Origin of the sequence: Pseudoclavibacter sp. CFCC 14310 (assembly GCF_008831165.1) — a bacterium.
Taxonomy (GTDB): domain Bacteria; phylum Actinomycetota; class Actinomycetes; order Actinomycetales; family Microbacteriaceae; genus Pseudoclavibacter_A.
The window spans coordinates 325,046-344,405 of record NZ_WBKC01000004.1 but is presented as its reverse complement, the minus strand read 5'-3'; the positions used below and the strand labels follow the sequence as shown (position 1 = coordinate 344,405).

19 protein-coding genes are annotated in these 19,360 nt (G+C 67.1%); 16 read left to right on the top strand and 3 right to left on the bottom strand.

Going from position 1 to position 19,360, the window contains the following annotated elements:
* Window positions 1-1,215, bottom strand: coding sequence for an MFS transporter (locus tag F8O06_RS11095; RefSeq protein ID WP_158038609.1), 1,215 nt, complete (start codon window positions 1,213-1,215; stop codon window positions 1-3).
* 172 nt (window positions 1,216-1,387) lie between these two features.
* On the opposite strand from F8O06_RS11095, the gene F8O06_RS11090 reads away from it, so the two are divergent.
* The 4 genes from F8O06_RS11090 to F8O06_RS11075 all read left to right on the top strand — a co-directional run bounded on the left by F8O06_RS11090 (window position 1,388) and on the right by F8O06_RS11075 (window position 6,270).
* Window positions 1,388-2,488 carry a histidinol-phosphate transaminase gene (locus F8O06_RS11090; RefSeq protein WP_158038608.1) on the top strand — a complete coding sequence of 367 codons (1,101 nt, stop codon included), beginning with the start codon at window positions 1,388-1,390 and terminating at the stop codon, window positions 2,486-2,488.
* Between the two features lie 29 nt (window positions 2,489-2,517).
* Window positions 2,518-3,711, top strand: a complete 1,194-nt coding sequence (locus tag F8O06_RS11085; RefSeq protein ID WP_158038607.1) for a thiamine pyrophosphate-dependent enzyme — start codon at window positions 2,518-2,520, stop codon at window positions 3,709-3,711.
* On the top strand, window positions 3,708-4,712 hold the full coding sequence (locus F8O06_RS11080) for an alpha-ketoacid dehydrogenase subunit beta (protein WP_158030605.1): 1,005 nt from the start codon (window positions 3,708-3,710) through the stop codon (window positions 4,710-4,712). Before F8O06_RS11085 ends, F8O06_RS11080 begins: the two co-directional genes overlap by 4 nt.
* A gap of 61 nt (window positions 4,713-4,773) precedes the next feature.
* On the top strand, window positions 4,774-6,270 hold the full coding sequence (locus F8O06_RS11075; RefSeq protein ID WP_158038606.1) for a dihydrolipoamide acetyltransferase family protein: 1,497 nt from the start codon (window positions 4,774-4,776) through the stop codon (window positions 6,268-6,270).
* Between the two features lie 47 nt (window positions 6,271-6,317).
* Here F8O06_RS11075 and F8O06_RS11070 read toward each other — a convergent pair whose 3' ends face one another.
* Both F8O06_RS11070 and ykgO read right to left on the bottom strand, forming a co-directional pair.
* Complete coding sequence (locus F8O06_RS11070) at window positions 6,318-7,127, bottom strand: hypothetical protein (protein ID WP_158038605.1); 810 nt, start codon at window positions 7,125-7,127, stop codon at window positions 6,318-6,320.
* Window positions 7,128-7,273: 146 nt separating this feature from the next.
* The gene (gene ykgO / locus F8O06_RS11065; RefSeq protein ID WP_028245785.1) at window positions 7,274-7,396 is read right to left on the bottom strand and encodes a type B 50S ribosomal protein L36; all 123 of its coding nucleotides are present in this window, start codon (window positions 7,394-7,396) and stop codon (window positions 7,274-7,276) included.
* Between the two features lie 171 nt (window positions 7,397-7,567).
* Between ykgO and F8O06_RS11060 the strand changes: the two genes are divergently transcribed.
* From F8O06_RS11060 to F8O06_RS11005, 12 genes are all read left to right on the top strand, one after another.
* A complete protein-coding gene (locus tag F8O06_RS11060) occupies window positions 7,568-8,200 on the top strand; it encodes an ECF transporter S component (protein WP_192496935.1) in 633 nt (210 codons plus the stop codon).
* Window positions 8,201-8,287: 87 nt separating this feature from the next.
* A complete protein-coding gene (locus tag F8O06_RS11055; RefSeq protein ID WP_225733486.1) occupies window positions 8,288-9,499 on the top strand; it encodes a permease in 1,212 nt (403 codons plus the stop codon).
* Window positions 9,486-10,274, top strand: a complete 789-nt coding sequence (locus tag F8O06_RS11050) for a TIGR03943 family putative permease subunit (protein ID WP_158038603.1) — start codon at window positions 9,486-9,488, stop codon at window positions 10,272-10,274. Before F8O06_RS11055 ends, F8O06_RS11050 begins: the two co-directional genes overlap by 14 nt.
* Window positions 10,255-11,508: a hypothetical protein gene (locus tag F8O06_RS11045; protein WP_158038602.1), complete on the top strand. Its 1,254-nt coding sequence runs from the start codon at window positions 10,255-10,257 to the stop codon at window positions 11,506-11,508. Before F8O06_RS11050 ends, F8O06_RS11045 begins: the two co-directional genes overlap by 20 nt.
* Window positions 11,509-11,577: 69 nt before the next feature.
* The gene (locus F8O06_RS11040) at window positions 11,578-12,771 is read left to right on the top strand and encodes a metal ABC transporter substrate-binding protein (protein ID WP_158038601.1); all 1,194 of its coding nucleotides are present in this window, start codon (window positions 11,578-11,580) and stop codon (window positions 12,769-12,771) included.
* 231 nt (window positions 12,772-13,002) lie between these two features.
* Entirely contained in the window at window positions 13,003-13,848 is an 846-nt protein-coding gene (locus F8O06_RS11035; protein WP_158038600.1) for a metal ABC transporter ATP-binding protein, read from the top strand.
* Window positions 13,845-14,711, top strand: a complete 867-nt coding sequence (locus F8O06_RS11030) for a metal ABC transporter permease (RefSeq protein WP_158038599.1) — start codon at window positions 13,845-13,847, stop codon at window positions 14,709-14,711. The genes F8O06_RS11035 and F8O06_RS11030 overlap by 4 nt, the downstream gene beginning before the upstream one ends.
* Window positions 14,708-15,583 (top strand): metal ABC transporter permease, encoded by an 876-nt coding sequence (locus F8O06_RS11025; RefSeq protein ID WP_158038598.1) that lies wholly within the window; start codon window positions 14,708-14,710, stop codon window positions 15,581-15,583. The genes F8O06_RS11030 and F8O06_RS11025 overlap by 4 nt, the downstream gene beginning before the upstream one ends.
* 36 nt (window positions 15,584-15,619) lie before the next feature.
* Window positions 15,620-16,036, top strand: a complete 417-nt coding sequence (locus F8O06_RS11020) for a Fur family transcriptional regulator (protein ID WP_192496934.1) — start codon at window positions 15,620-15,622, stop codon at window positions 16,034-16,036.
* A gap of 125 nt (window positions 16,037-16,161) precedes the next feature.
* Window positions 16,162-17,391: a TIGR03364 family FAD-dependent oxidoreductase gene (locus F8O06_RS11015; protein WP_225733485.1), complete on the top strand. Its 1,230-nt coding sequence runs from the start codon at window positions 16,162-16,164 to the stop codon at window positions 17,389-17,391.
* Between the two features lie 48 nt (window positions 17,392-17,439).
* Complete coding sequence (locus tag F8O06_RS11010; RefSeq protein WP_158038597.1) at window positions 17,440-18,135, top strand: phosphonatase-like hydrolase; 696 nt, start codon at window positions 17,440-17,442, stop codon at window positions 18,133-18,135.
* Window positions 18,132-19,211 (top strand): zinc-binding dehydrogenase, encoded by a 1,080-nt coding sequence (locus F8O06_RS11005; protein WP_225733484.1) that lies wholly within the window; start codon window positions 18,132-18,134, stop codon window positions 19,209-19,211. Before F8O06_RS11010 ends, F8O06_RS11005 begins: the two co-directional genes overlap by 4 nt.
* Window positions 19,212-19,360 lie beyond the last annotated feature (149 nt).

Genomic DNA, 19,360 nt, shown 5'->3' with positions numbered 1-19,360 from the left:
TCAGCGCTCGCCGATATGAATCACCGGCACAGCGCTGGTGTCGAGCAGCGGCCCTGAGTGCACCGTGAGATCGGGCAGCTTGGACGTTCCGAACGCCGGCAGCAGCACCGCCAGGACGGCGAGCCCCGCACCGAAGAGCATCGCCGACTGCGCCCCGACGTGGTCGACCAACACGCCTGAACCGGCGCTGCCCATGGCAATGCCGGCGAGCAGCCCGCTCGACATCCATCCGAAGGCCTCTGTGGCATCCCCGCTGCGCAGGCTCGACGAGACCACGTTGTACATCACCGCAAGCGAGGGGGCGGTCCCGAGTCCGGCCACGAAGAGCGCGGCCCCGACCCACCACGGGTTCGGCGACAGCGCAGCCGCCAGCGTTCCGATCGCCAGGGCGCTCTGCCGCGTGGCCATCGACCAGGGCCGCATGGCCACCCGCGCCATCACGATGCCGCCGACGATCGAGCCGATCGCGAACACCGCGATGATGATGCCCACCGTGAACTGCTGCCCGTCGAACATGGCGACCGCCGCAGCCTCGACGGCGCCGTAGCTGGCGTTCTGCAGCGCACACGAGACGATGGCGATCAGCACCGGCCATTTGAGCAGCACGCCGCCGAGTCTCTTGCCGCTGACGGGAAAAGTCGCGAGTCGAATCGCCGGAGCCGTCAGCAGCAGCACGCCGCCGACGAAGCCGAGGGCGGCGACCAGAGCCAGCGCGATGCTGGTGCCGGCCAGCGGTGCCACCGCCGTGACCAGCACCGGGCCCACCACCCAGATCAGCTCCTGCGTGATGGAATCGAGCGAATAGACCTGCGCACTGAGCCGAGGCGGCACCAGCACCGGATAGAGGCTGCGCGTGATCGGCAGAATCGGCGGCGTGCAGAAGCCGAGCACGATCGCCAACAGCATGAACGCCCACAGCCGATGCGGGCCGAAGGCGATGGCCGTCATGGCCGCCGCGTTGAGCAGCAGCGTGGCCCCGAGCAGACGCCTGGCGCCCAGCACGATCATCCAGCGCCCCATCAAAGGGCCGGACACCGCCGCGCCGATCGAGAAGGCGGCGACGGTGAGTCCGGCGTCCGTATATCGTCCGAGGACGTGCTCGACGTGCATGAGCAGCGCGATGCTCAGCATGCCCTGCGGCATGCGTGCGATCAGCTGCGAGCCCATCAGGCGCACCAGACCGTCGACGCGCACGACCTCGCTGAGAGAAGCCATCAAAACCTCGCAGACACGACAGCGTGAACCACAGATCACTCAGTTGAAAGGGAAGATCAGGTCGAGGAGCCGCGGCTCGGATCGGCATGACGCTGTTGATTGTCGCATAGAACAGAGGGCTTCGGTGCGTGTGGGGCGGGCGAATCGTGCGCAGACGGCATACACTGAAAGAATGGATGACCCGCGACAACAGCCGTCCGTCAAGACGGCTCCAGTGAAGATTCGACCCGAGATCGCCAGCGCAGCTGCCTATCGACAGGGACGCCCCGCTCCGATCGGCGGGTTCAAACTCAGCTCGAACGAAGTGCCCTTTGCCCCGCTGCCCTCAGTCGTGGCGGCCATCGAAGGAGCTGCCGAGAGCATCAACCGCTACCCCGACTCTTCGGCCGCCGACCTGGTGCGCCGCTTGGCGGCGCTGAACCACGTCGACGACGATCAGATCGCGGTAGGCCCGGGATCGATCTCGGTGCTGCGCCAGCTGATCACCGCGGTGGCCGTGCCCGGCGACGAGATCGTCTACGCCTGGCGTTCGTTCGAGGGCTATCCCTCGGTGGTCACCCTCAACGGCGCCACCTCGGTGCAGGTGCCGCTCACTGACGACGGCCGGCACGATCTCGATGCGATGCTCGATGCGATCACCGATCGCACTCGCGCGGTGCTGCTGTGCAGCCCGAACAACCCGACCGGCACCACGCTGACTCATGACGAGGTCGAGCGCTTCGTGGCGTCCGCCCCACGCGACGTGCTGATCGTGATCGACGAGGCCTATACCGAGTTCGTCCGTGATGAGGATGCCGTCAACGGGATCGCGATCATCGCCGACCACCGCAACGTGGTCACGCTGCGAACCCTGTCCAAGGCGTACGGGCTGGCCGGGCTGCGTGTCGGCTATGCCGTCGGCGATCCCATCGTGATCGCCGCAGTGCGTGCGTCGGGGCTCCCGTTCGAACTCACGACCGCCACGATCGAGGCTGCGAAGGCTGCGCTCGACGCCCGTGAAGAGCTGGACGAGAGACTCGAGATTCTGGTCAGCCGGCGCAACCAGATCGAGGCCGGTCTCGTCGACCAGGGCTGGCAGGTGCACGAGTCACAGGGAAACTTCGTGTGGCTGCCGACCGGTGACCAGACCGAGTCAGCCGCTGAGATCCTCGAAGGGCACGGCATCATCGCGCGAGTCTTTCCCGAGGGCATTCGTGTGACGGTCGGAGAACGCCAGTCTATAGAACCCCTCCTAAGCGCCACCGCTGAAATTGTGCGTGGTCTGGAGAATTAACACAGAAGTGCGCGCCTAGATTGGGGAGCATGACTTCGACTTCGTCCGCTTCGACGCTTCGCCCGGCTGAGGCCGAGCGCACCGCGACGTCAGATGCGCCATTCGACTCAGCGACCGGAGTGCAGCTGCTCGACCCCTCAGGGGCACGACAGCGGAACGACCGCAATGAGCCCTACCAAGGCCTCGTCGACGGTCTGTCGCTCGACGAGCTGCAGCAGTTCTACCGCGACATGGCGATCATGCGTCGTCTCGATGCAGAGGGAACCGCGCTGCAGCGTCAGGGGCAGCTCGCGCTGTGGGTGCCGTCAGTGGGGCAGGAAGCCGCACAGGTCGGCGCCGGTCGCGCGACTCGTCCCCAAGACTGGGTGATGCCGTCATACCGCGAACATGTGATCGGCATGATCCGCGGCGTCGACTTCGTCGACATGCTCGACATGCTGCGCGGCAACACCCACGGTGGTTGGGACTGGCAGCGCACGCATTTTCATCTCTACACGCTTGTCATCGGCACGCAGTCACTGCACGGCACAGGCTATGCGCAGGGTGTGGCGCTCGACGGGCTGGTCGGCACCGGCGACATCGACCGCGACACTGCGGTGCTCACCTGCTTCGGCGACGGCGCGACCAGCGAGGGCGACGTCTCAGAAGCGATGATCTTCGCTGAGAGCCTGCACGTGCCCGAGGTGTTTCTCTGCCAGAACAACCAGTGGGCCATCTCGGTGCCGGTGGGCATCCAGGCCGCACGTCCCCTCGCCGACCGCGCGGCGGGCTTCGGGCTCAACGCTGTGCGCATCGACGGCAACGACGTGCTCGCGAGCTATGCCGTCGCTCGCAGCCTGCTCGACGACGCCCGCTCGGGCGAGGGGCCCGGGTTCATCGAGGCGGTGACCTTCCGTCGCGGGCCGCACACGACATCCGACGACCCGACGAAGTATCGCACCCGGGAGCTCGAGGCGTGCTGGGCCGACCGCGACCCCATCACTCGCTACGAGACCTGGCTGCGCACCGATCGCGATGTGCCGCAGGCGTTCTTCGACGAGGTCGAGCAGCAGGCGGGCGATGAGGCCGCACGCGTGCGCGAGGCCGTGCTGCACCTGCCCGAGCCCGAACCTGCGAGCATGTTCGCCCATGTCTACAGCGAACCGCACCCGGTGATGCAGGCGCAGGCCGCCTGGCTGGCCGACTACGAGGCGGGCTTCGCAGACGAGGAGGAGCAGGCATGAGCGCCCAGACCGAGACGCAGAAGCGTGTGCGCGAGCTGCCGATGGCCAAGGCGATCAACGCCGGGCTGCGTGAGGCGCTCGCGAATGACGACCGAGTGCTGCTCTATGGCGAGGATGTCGCCGCACTCGGCGGCGTGTTCACCGTCACCAGCGGGCTGCAGCAGGAGTTCGGCGTGCGTCGCGTCTACGACTCGCCGCTCTCTGAGGCGGGCATTGTGGGCACGGCGATCGGTCTTGCCATGCGTGGCTATCGTCCGGTGGTCGAGATCCAGTTCGACGGCTTCATCTTTCCTGCGTTCGATCAGATCACCAGCCAGCTGGCCAAACAGACGAACCGTCACGAAGGCACGCTGTCGATGCCCGTGGTGATCCGCGTGCCGTACGGCGGCGGGGTCGGCGCCATCGAGCATCACCAAGAGAGCCCCGAGGCGTACTTCGCGCACACCCCGGGTCTGCGCGTGGTGGCGCCTTCGAACGCGAACGACGCCTACTGGATGATTCAGCAGGCGATCGCGAGCGACGACCCGGTGCTCTTCTTCGAGCCGAAGCGTCGCTACTGGCAGAAGGGGCCGGTCTCGCTGGATGCCGCTCCCGGCGAACTGCATGGCTCGCGCATCGTGCGTCCGGGCGATCAGGTGACGGTGATCGGCTACGGTGCGATGCTGCCCGTGCTGCTCGATGCCGCAGAGATCGCCGCGAAAGAGGGCGTCAGCCTCGAAGTGGTCGATGTGCGCTCCATCTCTCCGATCGACTACGGGCCTCTGGTGGAGTCGATCGAGCGCACCGGGCGCGCTGTCGTCGTGGCCGAGGCCCAGGGGTCGGTGTCGGTCGCCAGCGAGATCGCCGCCCAGCTCGGGGAACGGGCGTTCTACTCGCTCGAGGCGCCGGTCGCCCGCGTCACCGGTTTCGACGTGCCGTTCCCGCCCGCGAAGCTCGAACATTTTCAGGTTCCCGACGCCGATCGTGTGCTCGACGCCGTCGATCGTGTGCTGGAGTACTGATCGACGTGGAGTGCGAGACGACGCTGGCGGTCGGCAGTAGACAAGAAGTGAGGAACGACGCATGAGCGAGACCTTCGCGCTCCCCGACGTGGGAGAGGGCCTCACCGAGGCCGAGATCGTCAACTGGCTGGTCAAGCCCGGCGACTCTGTCGTGGTGAACCAGGCGGTTGTCGAGATCGAGACGGCGAAGTCGGTCGTCGAGCTGCCGGTGCCGTTCGCCGGCACCATCGAGCAGCTGCACGCCGACGTCGGCGACATCGTCGAGGTCGGCGAGCCTCTGGTCACCGTCGGCGTCACAGCAGCGGCCGCGCCGTCGGCATCGGCGCCGCAGCCAAGCGAGCCGCAGCCAGCCGAGCCGGTGCCCGCCACTGCCGACACATCCTCATCGCCCCGCGCAGAGCAACGGTCTGCGGCTGCGACCGCGGCCGCGGTCGCACCGAAGGCCGGTCGATCTGCCGACGCCGACGAGGGCGGCGCCAATCTGGTCGGCTACGGCGCGAGCAAACGGCCGAAGTCGCGACGCACACGTCGTCATGCGGCCCACAGCACCTCTCAGCACACACAGACGGATGCGCATACCGGAGGCTCGCCCAACAACGGAGCCGCCGCCTCCCGCTCGTCGACTGCCGGGGCGCACGCACAGCATCCGCGAACGGGCAGTCCGAGCCTGCCCGCGATCGCTCGTCCGCCGATCCGCAAGCTCGCCAAAGACCTGGGTGTGACGCTCTCAGAGGTCACCGGAACCGGGCACGGCGGAGAGGTCACCAGACAGGATGTCGTCGCGAACGCGAAGCAGATGAGCGTGTTCCGCAACATTGAGACACCGGAGTGGCCGGCCGGTCGCGAGCAGGTGGTGCCGACCAGCGGCCGTGACGAAGTGGTCAAAGTGCACGGGGTGCGCCGATCGATCGCCAAGGCGATGGTGTCATCGGCGTTCACCGCGCCACACGTGACCGTGTTCGTCGACGTCGATGCGACTCGCACCATGGAGTACGTTCGTCGGCTGAAGAACTCGTCGGCGTTCGCCGGCGTCAAGGTCTCGCCGCTGCTGATCATGGCCAAGGCCGTGATCTGGGCTGCTCAGCGCAACCCCGAGGTGAACTCGAGCTTCGACGACGAACGCATCACGATTCACCACTATGTGAACCTGGGCATCGCAGCGGCGACCCCCCGCGGGCTGCTGGTGCCGAATATCAAAGAGGCTCAGTCGCTGAGCCTGCGCGAGCTGGCCCAGGCGCTCGGCGATCTGACCGCGACCGCTCGTGCCGGGCGCACACCGCCGGAGGCGATGCAGCACGGTACCATCACCATCACCAACATCGGCGTCTTCGGCGTCGATGCGGGCACCCCGATTCTGAACCCGGGCGAGGTCGCGATCACAGCGATGGGCGCGATCAGGCAGAAGCCGTGGGTCGTCGACGGAGAGGTGCGGCCGCGCTTCGTCACCACGGTGTCGGCCTCATTCGACCATCGCTGCGTCGATGGGGATGTCGCCAGCCGATTCACCGCAGACGTCGCCTCAGTGCTCGAAGAGCCTGCCCTGCTGCTCGACGTCTGAGCGGTGCGGTCGGCGCGAAGGCTTCGCACCGACCGCACCGACGACGGTCAGGCGGCGATGTGCACGGCCCGCAACGGGCCCGAGGGCTTCGACGCCCACACTGCCACGTAGCGGCCGATCTTCAGACCCTTCTCCCGGCTGATCTTGAAGAACGTGCCCGCCGGCGCACCGGGCACCAGTGTTTCGGCGGCGACGGCCTTCTCGCAGTCTCCGCTCTTCACGCTGGATCCGAGCGCCGAGAACGCCGCCTTCGAGAAGGCTGCGAACTCGTCGGGCGAGGTCTGCAGGCGATTCGCGAAGGCTGCGGCCCAAGCCTCGGCCTGCTGCGCCGAGGCCGTGGGCCCGACGAGCAGCAGGGGAGTGACCGAAGCGTCGTTGGTGCGGGTCAGCTGCACGGGAATCACGATCGGGTCGACGACGAAGCCGCTCTGTGCGAATGCCTGCTGGGCGCGCTGCAGTCGGCCGGCCGATGTGGCCTTGTCTATCAGCGCGGCGACGATCGCGATAGCGAAGAGGATCAGCGGGCCCCAGACCAGCAGCCAGAGCCCCGGTGAGAAACTGCCGTCGCGACCGGTGGTCGAGGCGAACAGGTCGAAGAACGTGGCTCCGGCCGCCTTGTTTCTGGCATTGCCGAGCGAGATGAACGCCGAGATGACGTTGCGCACCAGCAGCACGAGGCCTGCGATGATGCCGATGCCGACCACGAGACTCCACGCCGAGCTCGGGGCCACGACGTAGCCGAAGCGTTTGGGGTCGCTCTTGAGCTGCTGTTCGAGCGCGACCTCTGGGCGAGCCGGCCCACCGCCATTCGAGGGGGAGGGAATGCGCGGCGGAATGCGAGGTGGGATGGATGACATCGAATTGGCTCCTGTCGATAGTGTGAACCGCCTTGGTTCTGACGTGCAGGCTTCGACGGCGAGGCCAGACACGAATGAACCCCCGATCCAATGGATCGGGGGTTCATCATGTCACCGGCGAAGCCGATGACGAAGTCTCGTGTGGGTCAGCCCTGACGGCCGTTCCAGCGCGGGTTCTTCTTGTTGATCACGTAGGTGTGGCCGCGGCGACGAACGATCTTCGAGCCCGGCTTGTTCTTCAGTGACTTGAGCGATGCGCGCACCTTCATGGTCACTCCTCTCTTCTCGGTTGTACGTCATTTACCGAGGCGGCAAATACGTCAAAGCTGTGTGGGTATGCAACCCGACGCTCAAGCATAGCCCATTAACCGCCTCGGCGCATGATGCAATGAGCGGGCGAACGGGCGTCTCGATTTGACTGCACCCCTATGCTAGTGAGTATGACTCGCAATAGCTCTTCTCGTTCTTCTCGATCACAGCACGTCGACGGTGTCGAGGCTGGCTCTGCGCGCGGACTCTGGCACTGGTCGACACGCGAGCTGCTCGTCGCCGCGGTGATCGGGGCATTCGGAGCCGCCATCACTGCGGCGACGAAGGTCGCGGCGGTTGCCCTCTATGCCGTCTCGCCCATGCTCGCCGCCCCGATGACCGGCACGGCCCTGTTCGTGGGCGTCTTGGCGGCCAGCCTCATTCGGCGCCCGGGAGCGGCGCTGGTGGCCGGCTTCGTCGCCGCGGTGGTGGTGACGCCGTTCGGCGGCTTCAACCCGCGAAACATGGTCGCGGCGCTCGTGGTCGCTATCGCGGTCGAGCTTGCTCTGCTCATCGGACGGTACCGACGCTTCGGTCTGCTGAGCTGTGTGGTCGCGGCCCTGATCAATGCGGCGTTCCTCTTCAGCATTCACTGGTTCGTGTGGCATCTGGCGCGCACTCCGCTCTGGGTGCAGATCGGCACCGGTCTCTCGCTGCTGGTCGGGCAGCTGCTCTGGGCAGAGATCGGCGTCTGGCTCGCAGCGGCGCTGCGTCGCGCCGGGCTGGCCTCGACGGCTCGGGCGGTGCGCACGCGTCAGCCCTGACGTCTGGGGCAGGCGGCCCGAGCCTGAGCACGAACCGACCTTGACGCTGCTGGGCTGTGCACAGGATCCCGTGGAATAATGAGCGCCGTGTCAGCCGCATCCGATAGTGAGAGCAGGTCTCGGCCCGCCCCTCGCCGCGACCGCAGCGCTCTTCGAGAGCCTCCGGTCGAGGTCGATCTGCGGACGGCTGCCGAACACGCAGAGGAGCAGCGTGCGGTCGCGGCGCAGCGATTCGCCGCAGAGTCGACTGCCGGGCTCGCCCACGACGAAGACATAACGAGCTCGAGTCGCGAGAGTGCTGGCGCCGCTCGACGACGGATGCTCTGGCCGCTGATCGCGCTGCTCGCGTTGGCGGTCTTCATCGTCATCCGCATCGCGAGTCCGCTGCAGGATGTGACGTTAGGCGATGCGCTGAGCGACTGGGTCACTCTGTCGCTCAGCGTGCTCGTGGAGTCGACGCCCTTCGTGGTGCTCGGCATCATCATCGCCATCGCGCTGCGCTTCTGGCTGCCGCAGGGTCTGCTGCTCGATCACCTGCCGCGCAACGGCTTCACTCGCCGAATCATCATCTCGCTGTTCGGCATCCTGCTGCCGGTGTGCGAATGCGGCAACGTTCCGGTGACTCGAGGGTTTCTGAGTCGCGGCATGAACATTGGCGACGCGTTGACGTTTCTGGTGGCCGCCCCGATCGTGAACCCGGTGACGATCATCACGACCTATCAGGCGTTCGGCTGGCAGAACGGCGTGCTCGTCGGTCGTGTCGCCGGTGCTCTGGTGCTGGCCAATCTGGTCGGCTGGCTGTTCAGCCTCTATCCCGAGCAGCGCCGTCTGCTGACCCCTGCCTTCGACGAGGCCTGTCGACTTGACGCGCATGAGCATGCGGGGGGCGGATTCGTCGGGCGGCTGCGTTCCAGCGGTGGTGTCTTCCGCACTGAGACGCAGGCCATGCTGGTCGCCTTGATCGGTGGCGCGTTCATCGCCGGGGCCATTCAGGTGTTCGTGCCGCGTCATGTGCTCGTCGATCTCGGCGCCGACCCGGTCTGGGGCGTCGTCGCCCTGATGCTGCTGGCATTCATCGTCTCGATCTGCTCGAACGTCGACGCCTTCTTCATCCTCGCACTGGGCTCGACGTTCCTGCCGGGCGCTCTGGTCGGGTTTCTCGTGTTCGGCGCGATCATCGACATCAAGATGCTGGCGCTGCTGCGCACCACCTTCTCGACGCGGACGCTGATCTGGCTGACGGCGATCGTGGCACTGTTCGTCCTGGTACTCGGATCGGGGATGAATGCACTGGCCTGAGCACTTTCGACGTTGGCACGGCGTCGTCATCGCCGTCGCGCTCTCAGGCTTCATCCTGTGGCTGGCAGCGCAGCATCATCTCGATCTCTATGTGAACCCGCGGTACGTCTGGTTCGCCGTGGCCATGGCTGCGGTCGCTCTGCTGCTGGGCGTGGTCGCGGTCGTGCTGCCAGACCGCGATCACGATCACGATCACGACCACGACGACCACAGTCAAGGCGACGATGCGCGGCCGCCCACGCGAAGCATCCGACGCTGGCCTGTGGTGAGCGGCGTCGCCACCGCCGTCATCGTGGCCATGCTGGCCGTCGCGCAGCCCACGACGCTCAGTGCCTCGCAGGCTGTGACGCGAGACGCCGCCGTCGGCGGCACCACGCTCGCCCAGACGATGACCGGCGACATCGCGACGGTCGGCGCCGGCCCCGAGTCGTTCACGATGTCGGACTGGGCGTCGACGATGCAGCTGCGTGGCGATCTGTCGTTCTACGACGGACACAATGCGACGTTCTCGGGCTTCGTGACGCCGGATCGACAGGATCCCGACAACGTCATGCTCGTGACGCGGTTCATGGTCACCTGCTGCACGCTCGACGCTCAGCCGGTGTCGATTCCTGTCTATCATCCCGGCTGGCAGGCGACGTATCCGCCGCAGTCGTGGGTTGAGGGCAGCGGCGGCTTCGCGGTGAACGCGAGCCAGTCGAGTCCGTATGCCGTCGTCTTCGCGCCGACCGATCTGCACAGCATCGAGGAGCCCGGTGACCCGTATCTCAACTGACCGCTCTGGTGTGACGCATCGTGCACGCTGGCCCTGGCGAGTCGGGGTCATCGGCACGATTGTGCTGCTCGTCGCGGTGTTCGTCGGCGCCCAATGGTACGGGCACCGCGAGAACACCGTGCTGACCGATGCCAACGCGGCGGCTGTCGCCGACGAGGCACCGGTGCTCTCGCTGCGGCGTGGCGGCGGATACCAGGATGACAGCGCACTGCGCGGCGACGACCGGATCGTGCGCTCCGGCATCAGCGACACGGGCATGCAGACCGTGTTCACTGCGCCGCGCATTCAGACGTTCGTGGTGGACGACCGCTGGATCGTGGTCGCCGTGGCCGATCGCAGGACGGCTGCCACGAAGCTGGAGCTGCTCGATCGTCAGGCCTCGGATGCGACCTCCAATGATGCCCGCGAGCTCGTGCTTCCGCTGGAGGCGACAGTCATCGGTCTCGCTCTTTCAGGAGACACAGTCTCGGCGACGATCAACCCCCTCGACTACGGCGAGCCCGGCGGGCAGGTCGTCGCCTGGAATCTGGCCGGTGCGGACGGCTCGGTGACGGGCACACCTGTGCACACTCCGGGCGGCGAGCTGGTGCAGGGCAACCAGGTCGTGCTCACCGAAGACGGTCGGTTCGCGGTCGTTCGGCAGTGGGACAACACCATGCTGCGCGTCGCGCTCTTCGAAGTGCGCACCGACCAGCAGTACGACGACGAAGAACAGGCCCCGCTGCCGTTGGGCAGCTACACCGAGGTGCTCGGGTCGGCCGCGCAGCAGCGGCTGCTGATGTCGGATCAGAACGGGACGTTCGCTCTGGTCGACCCGGTCAGCGGCGGGCGCCAGCACCTGGACACCTCGCAGCCGAAGGGCGTCGACAGCGGGTCACGGCTCGTGCAGCTCGCGCCGGCGTCGTTCGGCGCTGTCGCGGTGTACGAGAGCAGCTCTGGAGACCAGACCACAGACACCGTCTACGCACTCACCGGCGACGGTGCTCGTCGCATCGCCACATCGCCTGGGCGAGGGTCGGTCTCTGGGGTGTGCGCATCACCATCGGGAAGGTTCATCGCAGTCACGACGGCGCCTGACGACGCCGCGGACGACGGCTATGTGATGATGCCGAATGTGACCGGTGCGAACACCGAGATCTTCGCCGCCGATCAGCCGGTGTCGATCGGCACTCTGCCCGGGCTTCGCCCGAGCTGGTGTCAGGGATATCAGCGGGTGCCCGCCGGGCTGTACTGAGCGCAGGCGACGACGCGCGCCGCCTCTAATTGACATCGATTCCCATTAGCGCTTAGAGTGGGCGCGTGGTTGTCGTCGCTCCGGCGCCGGCCTGCCGCAGACATCGAGGATGCTCTGCTCGGCGGCCTGCGTCGGGGCGGCACATCTGTCGTCAGACTCGGTCTCGACTCTGACGGTGCTGCGCTCTGGGCGGCAGAAGCTGGCCCGCAGAGCATTCGCATCGTCATGAACGGCACCGCACATTTCACACCAGCATTTTGGAGAGAAGTCTCGATGAAGTACACCCGCACCGCATCAGTCATCGGTGTCGTCGCCGCGAGCGCTCTGCTGTTCGCCGGCTGCAGCAGCCAGAGCAGCAGCCCGTCGGCAGCACCGGCCAAGAGCGATCTGAAGATCACGGTCTCGACCACGCAGCTCGGCGATTTCACCAAGCAGGTCGTCGGTGACACCGGTGCCGAAGTGACGCAGATCGTCGCTCCGAACCAGAGCCCGCATGATCTCGAGCTCACTGCCGCCAACTCGGCTGCGCTCGCCGACTCGGGCGCGGTCATCGTGAACGGATTCGGTCTCGACCAGGTCGTCAGCGATGCCGCACCGGCTGACAAGATCATCGACACCAGCACGGGTGTCACGCCGATTCCTGCGACCGACGATGAGAAAGAGGAGGCCGAGGAGGGCCACAGCCACACCGAGCTGGTCAACGATCCGCACATCTGGACAGACCCGGCGAACGCCAAGATCCAGGTGCAGAACATCGCCGACGGGCTGGCCAAAGCCGACCCTGACCATGCCGACGCCTACAAGAGCAACGCCTCGGCCTACGAGGCCAAGCTCGACGATGTCGACAAGTGGATCAAAGACACCTTCGCCCCGGTGCAGCCCGATGCACGCAAGTTCGTGTCGACGCACGACGCATTCGCCTACTTCGTGAAGGCCTTCGACATCACGCAGGACGACTCAGTGCTGAACAGCCTCGACGACCACGCCGAGCCCAGCGAAGCCGAGCTGCAGTCTCTGGTGACCAAGATCAAGGGCACCGGGGTCAAGGCCGTCTTCGCCGAGGCTTCGGTCGATCCGAAGATCGTGCAGCGCATCGCCGACGAGTCGGGCGTGAAGCTCTACTCGGGTGATGACGCACTCTACGGCGACTCGCTCGGCGAGGCCGGCTCAGAGGGCGAGACCTACCTGAAGGCCACCGTGCACAACGTCACGCTCATCGGGCAGTCGTGGGGGCTCGACCCCAAGGCTCCCGAGGGCCTCTGAACGTCATCGGGGTCTCTGCCCCGCGCCTGACGGGCATGGTCTTCGTGCTCGTCACACCGCCATCGTCGCGACGCGAATGCGCTCGCGGCTGGTGAGCGCATCCGCTCGATCACGCGCAGCACTGCGCGCGACCGGGCGGTTTGCGCTTTCCGGCGACCATTTCGACGCCACGGCGACGTGGCGTACCGACCCCTCAGCAGATCAGAACCGAGTGCCGATACAGTGAACACCATGCACGCCCCCAAGCCGACCCTGCAGTTCTCTCATGTCGATCTCGGCTACGACAGCACCACCGCCGCGCTCGCCGACGTCGACGGCACGCTGTGCGAGGGGCAGGCGCTCGCGCTGATCGGGCCGAACGGCTCAGGCAAGTCGACGCTGCTGAAAGGCGTTCTCGGACTGATTCGCGTGCAGCACGGCTCGATCACCGTGCTCGGTCGCCGCCCGGCCGAGGCGCGAGAAGACGTGGGCTACCTGCCGCAGACCACTGACATCGATGCGGCCTTTCCGGTGACGGTGCGCCAGGTGGTGGCGATGGGGCGCTACCGCAGACAGACCGGTCGGGCCTTCGGGTGGGTGCGTCGGGCGAGCGCGGCCGACCGCGCGGTCATCGAGCACAGCCTCGACCGTGTCGGGCTCACCGGGCTGGCGAGTCGGCGCTTCGGTCTGCTGAGCGGCGGCCAGCAGCAGCGAGTGCTGCTGGCACGTGCGCTGGCGGGCGACCCGCGCATCCTGCTGCTCGACGAGCCGTTCAACGGTCTCGACGAGACCAACCGCACCGCCCTCGAACGCATTCTCGAGACCCTGCTCGCAGACGGTCTCTCTGTCGTGCTCTCCACACACGACATCGGCCTCGCGCGAGTGGTGTGTTCGCACGTGGCGGTGCTCGCCGGACGACAGGTCGCCTTCGGGCCCATCGACGAGGTGCTCACCCCGGAGGTCATCGAAGAGGCCTACAGCGGTGGCAGCGACGTGGCAGAGGCCTTCTCGTCGAGCTGGCGCCCCCACCACCCGGATTCGGGCACGCATGACACCGGGGCCGATCCGCACATCGCGCCGCTCGGAGACCATCGATGAATCTGATCGTCCCGTTTCTGCAGTACGACTTCATGCTGCGCGCGCTGCTCGCGTTCGTCGTACTGGCCGTGCTGGCCGCCGCCATCGGCCCATTCGTCGCTCTGCGCGACCTCGAGTTCGTCTCAGACGGCCTGGTGCACGCGGTGTTTCCCGGGCTGGCGATCGGGGCGCTCGCGCTCGGTCGTGACGGCGCGCTGCCCGGAGCGATCATCGCAGGGGCGATCGCGGCCGCTGTGCTCACGCTGACTGCGACCCGGGTGAGGCAGGCGGACGCTCCGGTCGCGGTGGTGCTGACCACGGCGTTCAGCATCGGTGTGATCGCCGTCTCGGCGAGCGGCTTTCCCGGGCAGCTCGAGCTGCTGCTCTTCGGGCAGATGTTCGCGATTCGTCCGGCGCAGCTCTGGTCGATCGCGATCGTCGCCTCAGTCGCTGTGGTCGCGATGATCGTGACGCGACGTGGGCAGCTCTATCGGGCGTTCGACCCGGAGGGCGCGCGTGCAGCGGGCTTTCGACCTGTCGCCACCGACCTCGTGCTGAACATGTCGCTGGCCGTGGCGGTCGTCGCAGGCTCGCAGGTGCTCGGCAACCTGCTCGTGCTTGCGCTGCTGATCATTCCGGCCGCGTCTGCGCGCAACTTCGGCGCCGGGATCATCGGCATGGTCGTGCTCTCCGGGGTATTCACGCTGGTGGCCGGCTGGGCAGGGCTGGCAGTCGCCTTCGACGTCTCGGTGGGACGCGGTGTGAATCTGTCGCCGAGCGGCGCGGTGGTCGGGGCGTTCGTGGCGATCTATGCCGCGTCGCTCATCATCGGTGCCCTGCGCCGGGCCGGGCTGCACCGTTTGCGACGGGGGAGTGCATCATGAACGTGCTCACCGACGCCATCGGGTTCTTCGGCCAAGCCCTCGTCGAGGCGGTGCTGGTCGGCGCGCTCGCCGGGCTGGTCGGCGTGCTGGTGGTGCTGCGCAAGCGCACCTTCTTCGCGACGGCGCTGACGCATGCCACCTTTCCCGGAGGCATCATCGCCGTGCTGCTCGGCTGGAACGTTCTCATCGGCAACGCGATCTTCGCCGTCGTGCTCACACTGGTGATGCTCGCGCTGACGACCTGGTGTCGTCAGCGAGCCGCCGTCGCCAGCGGTGTGGTGCTCACCGGCGGGTTCGCCCTGGGCACCGTGCTCACCGGGCTGAACCCGTCGCTGCCCATTCGGGTCCAGACATTTCTCACGGGGTCGATTCTGTCGGTGGCCCTGCCTGATGTGCAGTTCGCCGGCATCCTGCTGGTGATCTCGATTCTTGCGGTCGTGCTGCTGCGACGGCAGCTGCTGTTCTCGACCTTCGACCCGGCGGGCTACGAGGCGGCCGGGTTCCGCGGCTGGCGCATCGATGCGGTGGTGCTCGTGCTGATCACCGCCACCGTGGTGGCGCTGATGCCCGCGGTCGGCGCGATTCTGGCGATCGCGCTGCTGGCTGCCCCGGCTCTCGCGGCAGCACAGCTGACCGTGAGCATGCGCGGGATGCTTTTCGTCGCTCCGATCCTCGGCGCGGCGAGCGGAGTCATCGGGCTGCTCATCTCGGCACGGTGGCCGGTGCCCGCGGGGCCGGCGATCGTGCTCAGCGCCACCGGAATTCTGCTGGTGTCGTGGGCGGTGCGCCGAGCACTCGGGCTGGTGCGCCAAAGCGGTCTGAGGCGGTTGCAGAGGACGCCGCTGCCAGAGGGTGCGTCGACGAATCACTGACGACACAACGTGTTCGGGTGGCACAATGGAGGCATCATGACCGATGTGAAACGGCGAAACACCTGGCAGCAGACCGCGGTGCGCGAAGCCCTCGAACGCGAGCACGGCTTCATCAGCGCGCAGGGGCTGCACCTGCGCATGGTCAATGCCGGGTCGACGGTCAGCGTCGCCACGGTCTACCGTGCGCTCAGCCGTATGGCTGAAGACGGCGAGGCCGACGTGCACATCGACGCCGATGCGCAGCAGCTCTTTCGGGCCTGCGGCAACGAAGCTCACCATCATCACCTGATCTGCCGGCAGTGCGGGGCCACTGTCGAGATCTCGGCTCCTCCAGTCGAGCGCTGGGCGCATACCGTGGCCGCCGAACACGGATACACCGACGAGGCGCACGTGATTGACGTGATCGGTCTGTGCCCCAAGTGCACCGCGGAGCGCGCTGGGCAGCTGCGCTGAGTACTGCAGCCTGTCGGACGAACAGGCTGCCCCGAGGTGACCAGCAGGTGACTGTTCGGCGAAGTGTTCACGAAGAGAGTCACGATCGGCAGTGTCTGCCCGGCCGGCGGTGGCATGGTTCTGCTGTGACCCCCGACATCTTCGCAACTGATTCCACTGACTTCGGCGTCATCGGCTCCGGCACGACGACTTCGATGCGACAGCAGCCAGCCCTCATCGATGACGCTGGTGCTCGCTCTCTGTCGGCAGCAGACGCAGACCACTTCGACCTCGTGGTCGCGGGGTCGGGAATCGTGGGTCTCGCATACGCCTACGAGGGGCTGCAGCGAGGTGCCCGGGTTTTGGTGATCGACCGTGCCGCCGAGATCTGCGGCGCCTCGGTGCGCAACTTCGGCCACGCGTGTATCACCGCCCAGTCGGGCATCGCGCGCGAGTACGCGGATCTGGCCAGACCTCGCTGGCTGCGTCTCGCGCGCGAGGCAGGCTTCGCAGCGGCGGAGTCCGGAACCGTGGTCGTCGCCCGCAGTGACGAAGAGCGGGCGCTGCTCGACGAGTTCGCAGCGACGCGCGACGGCGAAGTCCGGCTGCTTGACGCAGCTGCGACGAACGAACTGGTGCCTGTCCGGCCGGAGCCCACTGTGGGCGGCGCCCTGCTGCCGCTCGATCTGCAGGTCGACCCCCGCACCGCCGCGCCGGCGATCGCCCGCTGGCTCGCTTCGCAGGGTGTGCGCTTTCTGCAGCGCACTGCAGTGACCGGCGTTGCCGAGGGAGTCGTCAGCACCTCGCGTGGCGAAGTGCACGCTGATCGCATCGTGGTCGCGGTCAATCACGACATTGACGAACTCTTTCCCGAGATGGCCGAGCGCACCGGGGTGCTGCGCTGTCATCTGCAGATGATTCGGGCTCGACCGCGTCTGCGCTTCGCGCTGCAGCATCCGCTCTTCACCGGCTGGTCGATGCTGCGCTATTCGGCGTTCGCCGAGTGCGAGGCGGCCGCTGCCGTACGCTCGCGGCTGCATGCCGAGCATCCGGTCGCCGCCGAGCTCGATCTGAACCACATGCACACCATGTCTTCGACGGGCCATCTCTACATCGGCGACACACACCTGCGCACCGTCGCGCCGCAACCGTTCCAACCAGAGAGTGGCTTCGAGACGCTGCTGGCGTTCACTCGCGACCTGTTCGGGGTCGACGATCTCCACGTGGAGCAGCGGTGGCAGGGCGTGTACGCCTCGGCACCGGAGCGCGAGTATCTCGTGGAGTCTCCGTGCGCGGGCGTGCAGGTCTCGACGGTGACCACCGGCATCGGCATGACCACGGCGCTGGGTCTGGCACACGTGACGCTCGATCTCTGAGACCCAACACACCAATCTCGAGCAGCAGACCATTGAAAGGAAACCATCATGCACGGGCTCTTCGCTCTTGACATCGCAGGAACCACCGTCGACGAAGGAAACATCGTCTATGACGTGCTGCGCCGGGCAGTGACCGAAGCGGGCGCCACGATCGACGAGAGTGCGTTCGCCGACTGGACCGGCGTCGAAAAGCAGTGGGCGATTCGCAACCTGCTGCGTCTCGGCGGGGCCGATCACGATGACGCCAGGGTCGCCAAGGTGTTCGCCTCGTTCACCGCGATGCTGCAGCGCGCCTACCGAGACACTCCGCCGCGCCCGGTGGCTGGCGTCGAAACGTGGATGCGCGAGGCGCGCAGCGCCGGAGCCGCCGTCGTGCTGACCACAGGTTTCGCTCGCCCCGTCGCCGATGCGCTTCTCGAGGGGCTGGGCTGGCGGGTCGAAGCGGGTGACGCGGATGCGACGCTCGATGGCCTGATCTGTGCCACTGAAGTGTGTGCCGGCAGACCTGCGCCCTATCTGATTCAGCACGCCATGGAGCTCGCCGGTGTCGAAGACGTCGCGCAGGTGGTGGCTGCAGGCGATACTGCCGCTGATGTGCTGGCCGCTCGTCACGCGGGTGTGCGAGCCGTCGGCGTGCTGAGCGGTGCAGGCAGCCGAGAGCAGCTCGAGGCGGCCGGGGCTGACGTCGTGGTCGACTCAGTGATCGATCTGTCTGCTGACATCGCGACAGCGGCGATCAGATGACCGCTGCGACAGAGATGGTCTGGCTCGGCGAAGACCGCTTCGACGCGCATCGGGTCGACCTCCCCGAGCTGCGCCCCGGCGAGGTGTTAGTGCGCGTCCTCGTCGCCGGGATCTGCGGCTCAGACCGCCATACTGTGCTCGGTCATCGTGACGCGCCGTGCCCCTCGGTGCTCGGGCACGAATCGGTCGGCGAGGTCGTGGCGGTGGGGCCGTGTGCGCCGGATGCACCGGTTCCGACGGACGTCTGCGGCGGCGGTCTGCAGATCGGCGACCGTGTCGTCTGGTCGGTCACGGTCGCCTGCGGACACTGCGATCGCTGTCGAGCCGGCATCACCGCCAAGTGTCGTCATCTGCGCAAAGTCGGCCACGAGCGTGTCGACAGCGGATGGCCTCTTTCCGGCGGCTATGCATCGCACATGCTGCTGCCGGTGGGCACCGCGATCACACGCGTGCCCGACGGCCTCGGGAATCGGGCCGCATCTCTCGCCTCGTGCGCCGGTGGCACGGCCGTTGCGGCGCTCGAAGCAGCCACGCGGGTGCTCGGACGTGCGGATCTCTCAGGTCTCGACGTGCTGGTGGTCGGCGCTGGTGGGCTCGGCACGATCGCGACGGCTGGTGCCGTCGCGATCGGCGGTGAGGTGGCGGTCTCCGACCTCTCAGCGGAGCGGCTGCGCACGGCATGTCGGTTCGGCGCTCGAGTGCACGATTCGGAGTCTGACGCGCATGAGCGCTTCGACGTCGCGCTGGAGTTCTCCGGCACTCCGTCGGGCGTGCGAAGCGCGCTCGCAGGCCTGCGTCTCGGCGGTGTGATGGTGCTGGTCGGCGCGGTCTCTCCGATCGGCGAGGTCGCCTTCGACCCCGAACACGTGGTGCGCGACCACCTGACCATCACCGGAGTGCACAATTACGAACCTCGGCATTTGGTCCGCGCGGTCGAGCTTCTGGCGCGCGACCCGCTCTGGGAGGAGCTGGTCGAAACGCCACTGCCGCTGACGCAGCTGCACGACGCGCTGCTTGAGCCCGCTGCAGACCCCCGTGTGCTGCGGCGCACCGTGGCAGCTGACGCTCAGAGCTGAGGATTCGGGCGTCGGAGGCTGCGGGCACCCGCGACCACGCCCGCCGGAACCCGTTTGCCGGGCGTTCACCTTTGCCAGCTAGCCTGCGAGCGACAGTGCCTAGGGTTCCGGTGCATCGCGCACGACTGGTCCGAGCGGCACCACGACGG

Coding starts and splice junctions, on each gene's coding strand:
- F8O06_RS11095 (WP_158038609.1), bottom strand. CDS start 1,215: ATGGCTTCTCTCAGCGAGGTCGTGCGCGTCGACGGTCTGGTGCGCCTG.
- F8O06_RS11090 (WP_158038608.1), top strand. CDS start 1,388: ATGGATGACCCGCGACAACAGCCGTCCGTCAAGACGGCTCCAGTGAAG.
- F8O06_RS11085 (WP_158038607.1), top strand. CDS start 2,518: ATGACTTCGACTTCGTCCGCTTCGACGCTTCGCCCGGCTGAGGCCGAG.
- F8O06_RS11080 (WP_158030605.1), top strand. CDS start 3,708: ATGAGCGCCCAGACCGAGACGCAGAAGCGTGTGCGCGAGCTGCCGATG.
- F8O06_RS11075 (WP_158038606.1), top strand. CDS start 4,774: ATGAGCGAGACCTTCGCGCTCCCCGACGTGGGAGAGGGCCTCACCGAG.
- F8O06_RS11070 (WP_158038605.1), bottom strand. CDS start 7,127: ATGTCATCCATCCCACCTCGCATTCCGCCGCGCATTCCCTCCCCCTCG.
- ykgO (WP_028245785.1), bottom strand. CDS start 7,396: ATGAAGGTGCGCGCATCGCTCAAGTCACTGAAGAACAAGCCGGGCTCG.
- F8O06_RS11060 (WP_192496935.1), top strand. CDS start 7,568: ATGACTCGCAATAGCTCTTCTCGTTCTTCTCGATCACAGCACGTCGAC.
- F8O06_RS11050 (WP_158038603.1), top strand. CDS start 9,486: ATGCACTGGCCTGAGCACTTTCGACGTTGGCACGGCGTCGTCATCGCC.
- F8O06_RS11035 (WP_158038600.1), top strand. CDS start 13,003: ATGCACGCCCCCAAGCCGACCCTGCAGTTCTCTCATGTCGATCTCGGC.
- F8O06_RS11030 (WP_158038599.1), top strand. CDS start 13,845: ATGAATCTGATCGTCCCGTTTCTGCAGTACGACTTCATGCTGCGCGCG.
- F8O06_RS11025 (WP_158038598.1), top strand. CDS start 14,708: ATGAACGTGCTCACCGACGCCATCGGGTTCTTCGGCCAAGCCCTCGTC.
- F8O06_RS11020 (WP_192496934.1), top strand. CDS start 15,620: ATGACCGATGTGAAACGGCGAAACACCTGGCAGCAGACCGCGGTGCGC.
- F8O06_RS11010 (WP_158038597.1), top strand. CDS start 17,440: ATGCACGGGCTCTTCGCTCTTGACATCGCAGGAACCACCGTCGACGAA.
- F8O06_RS11005 (WP_225733484.1), top strand. CDS start 18,132: ATGACCGCTGCGACAGAGATGGTCTGGCTCGGCGAAGACCGCTTCGAC.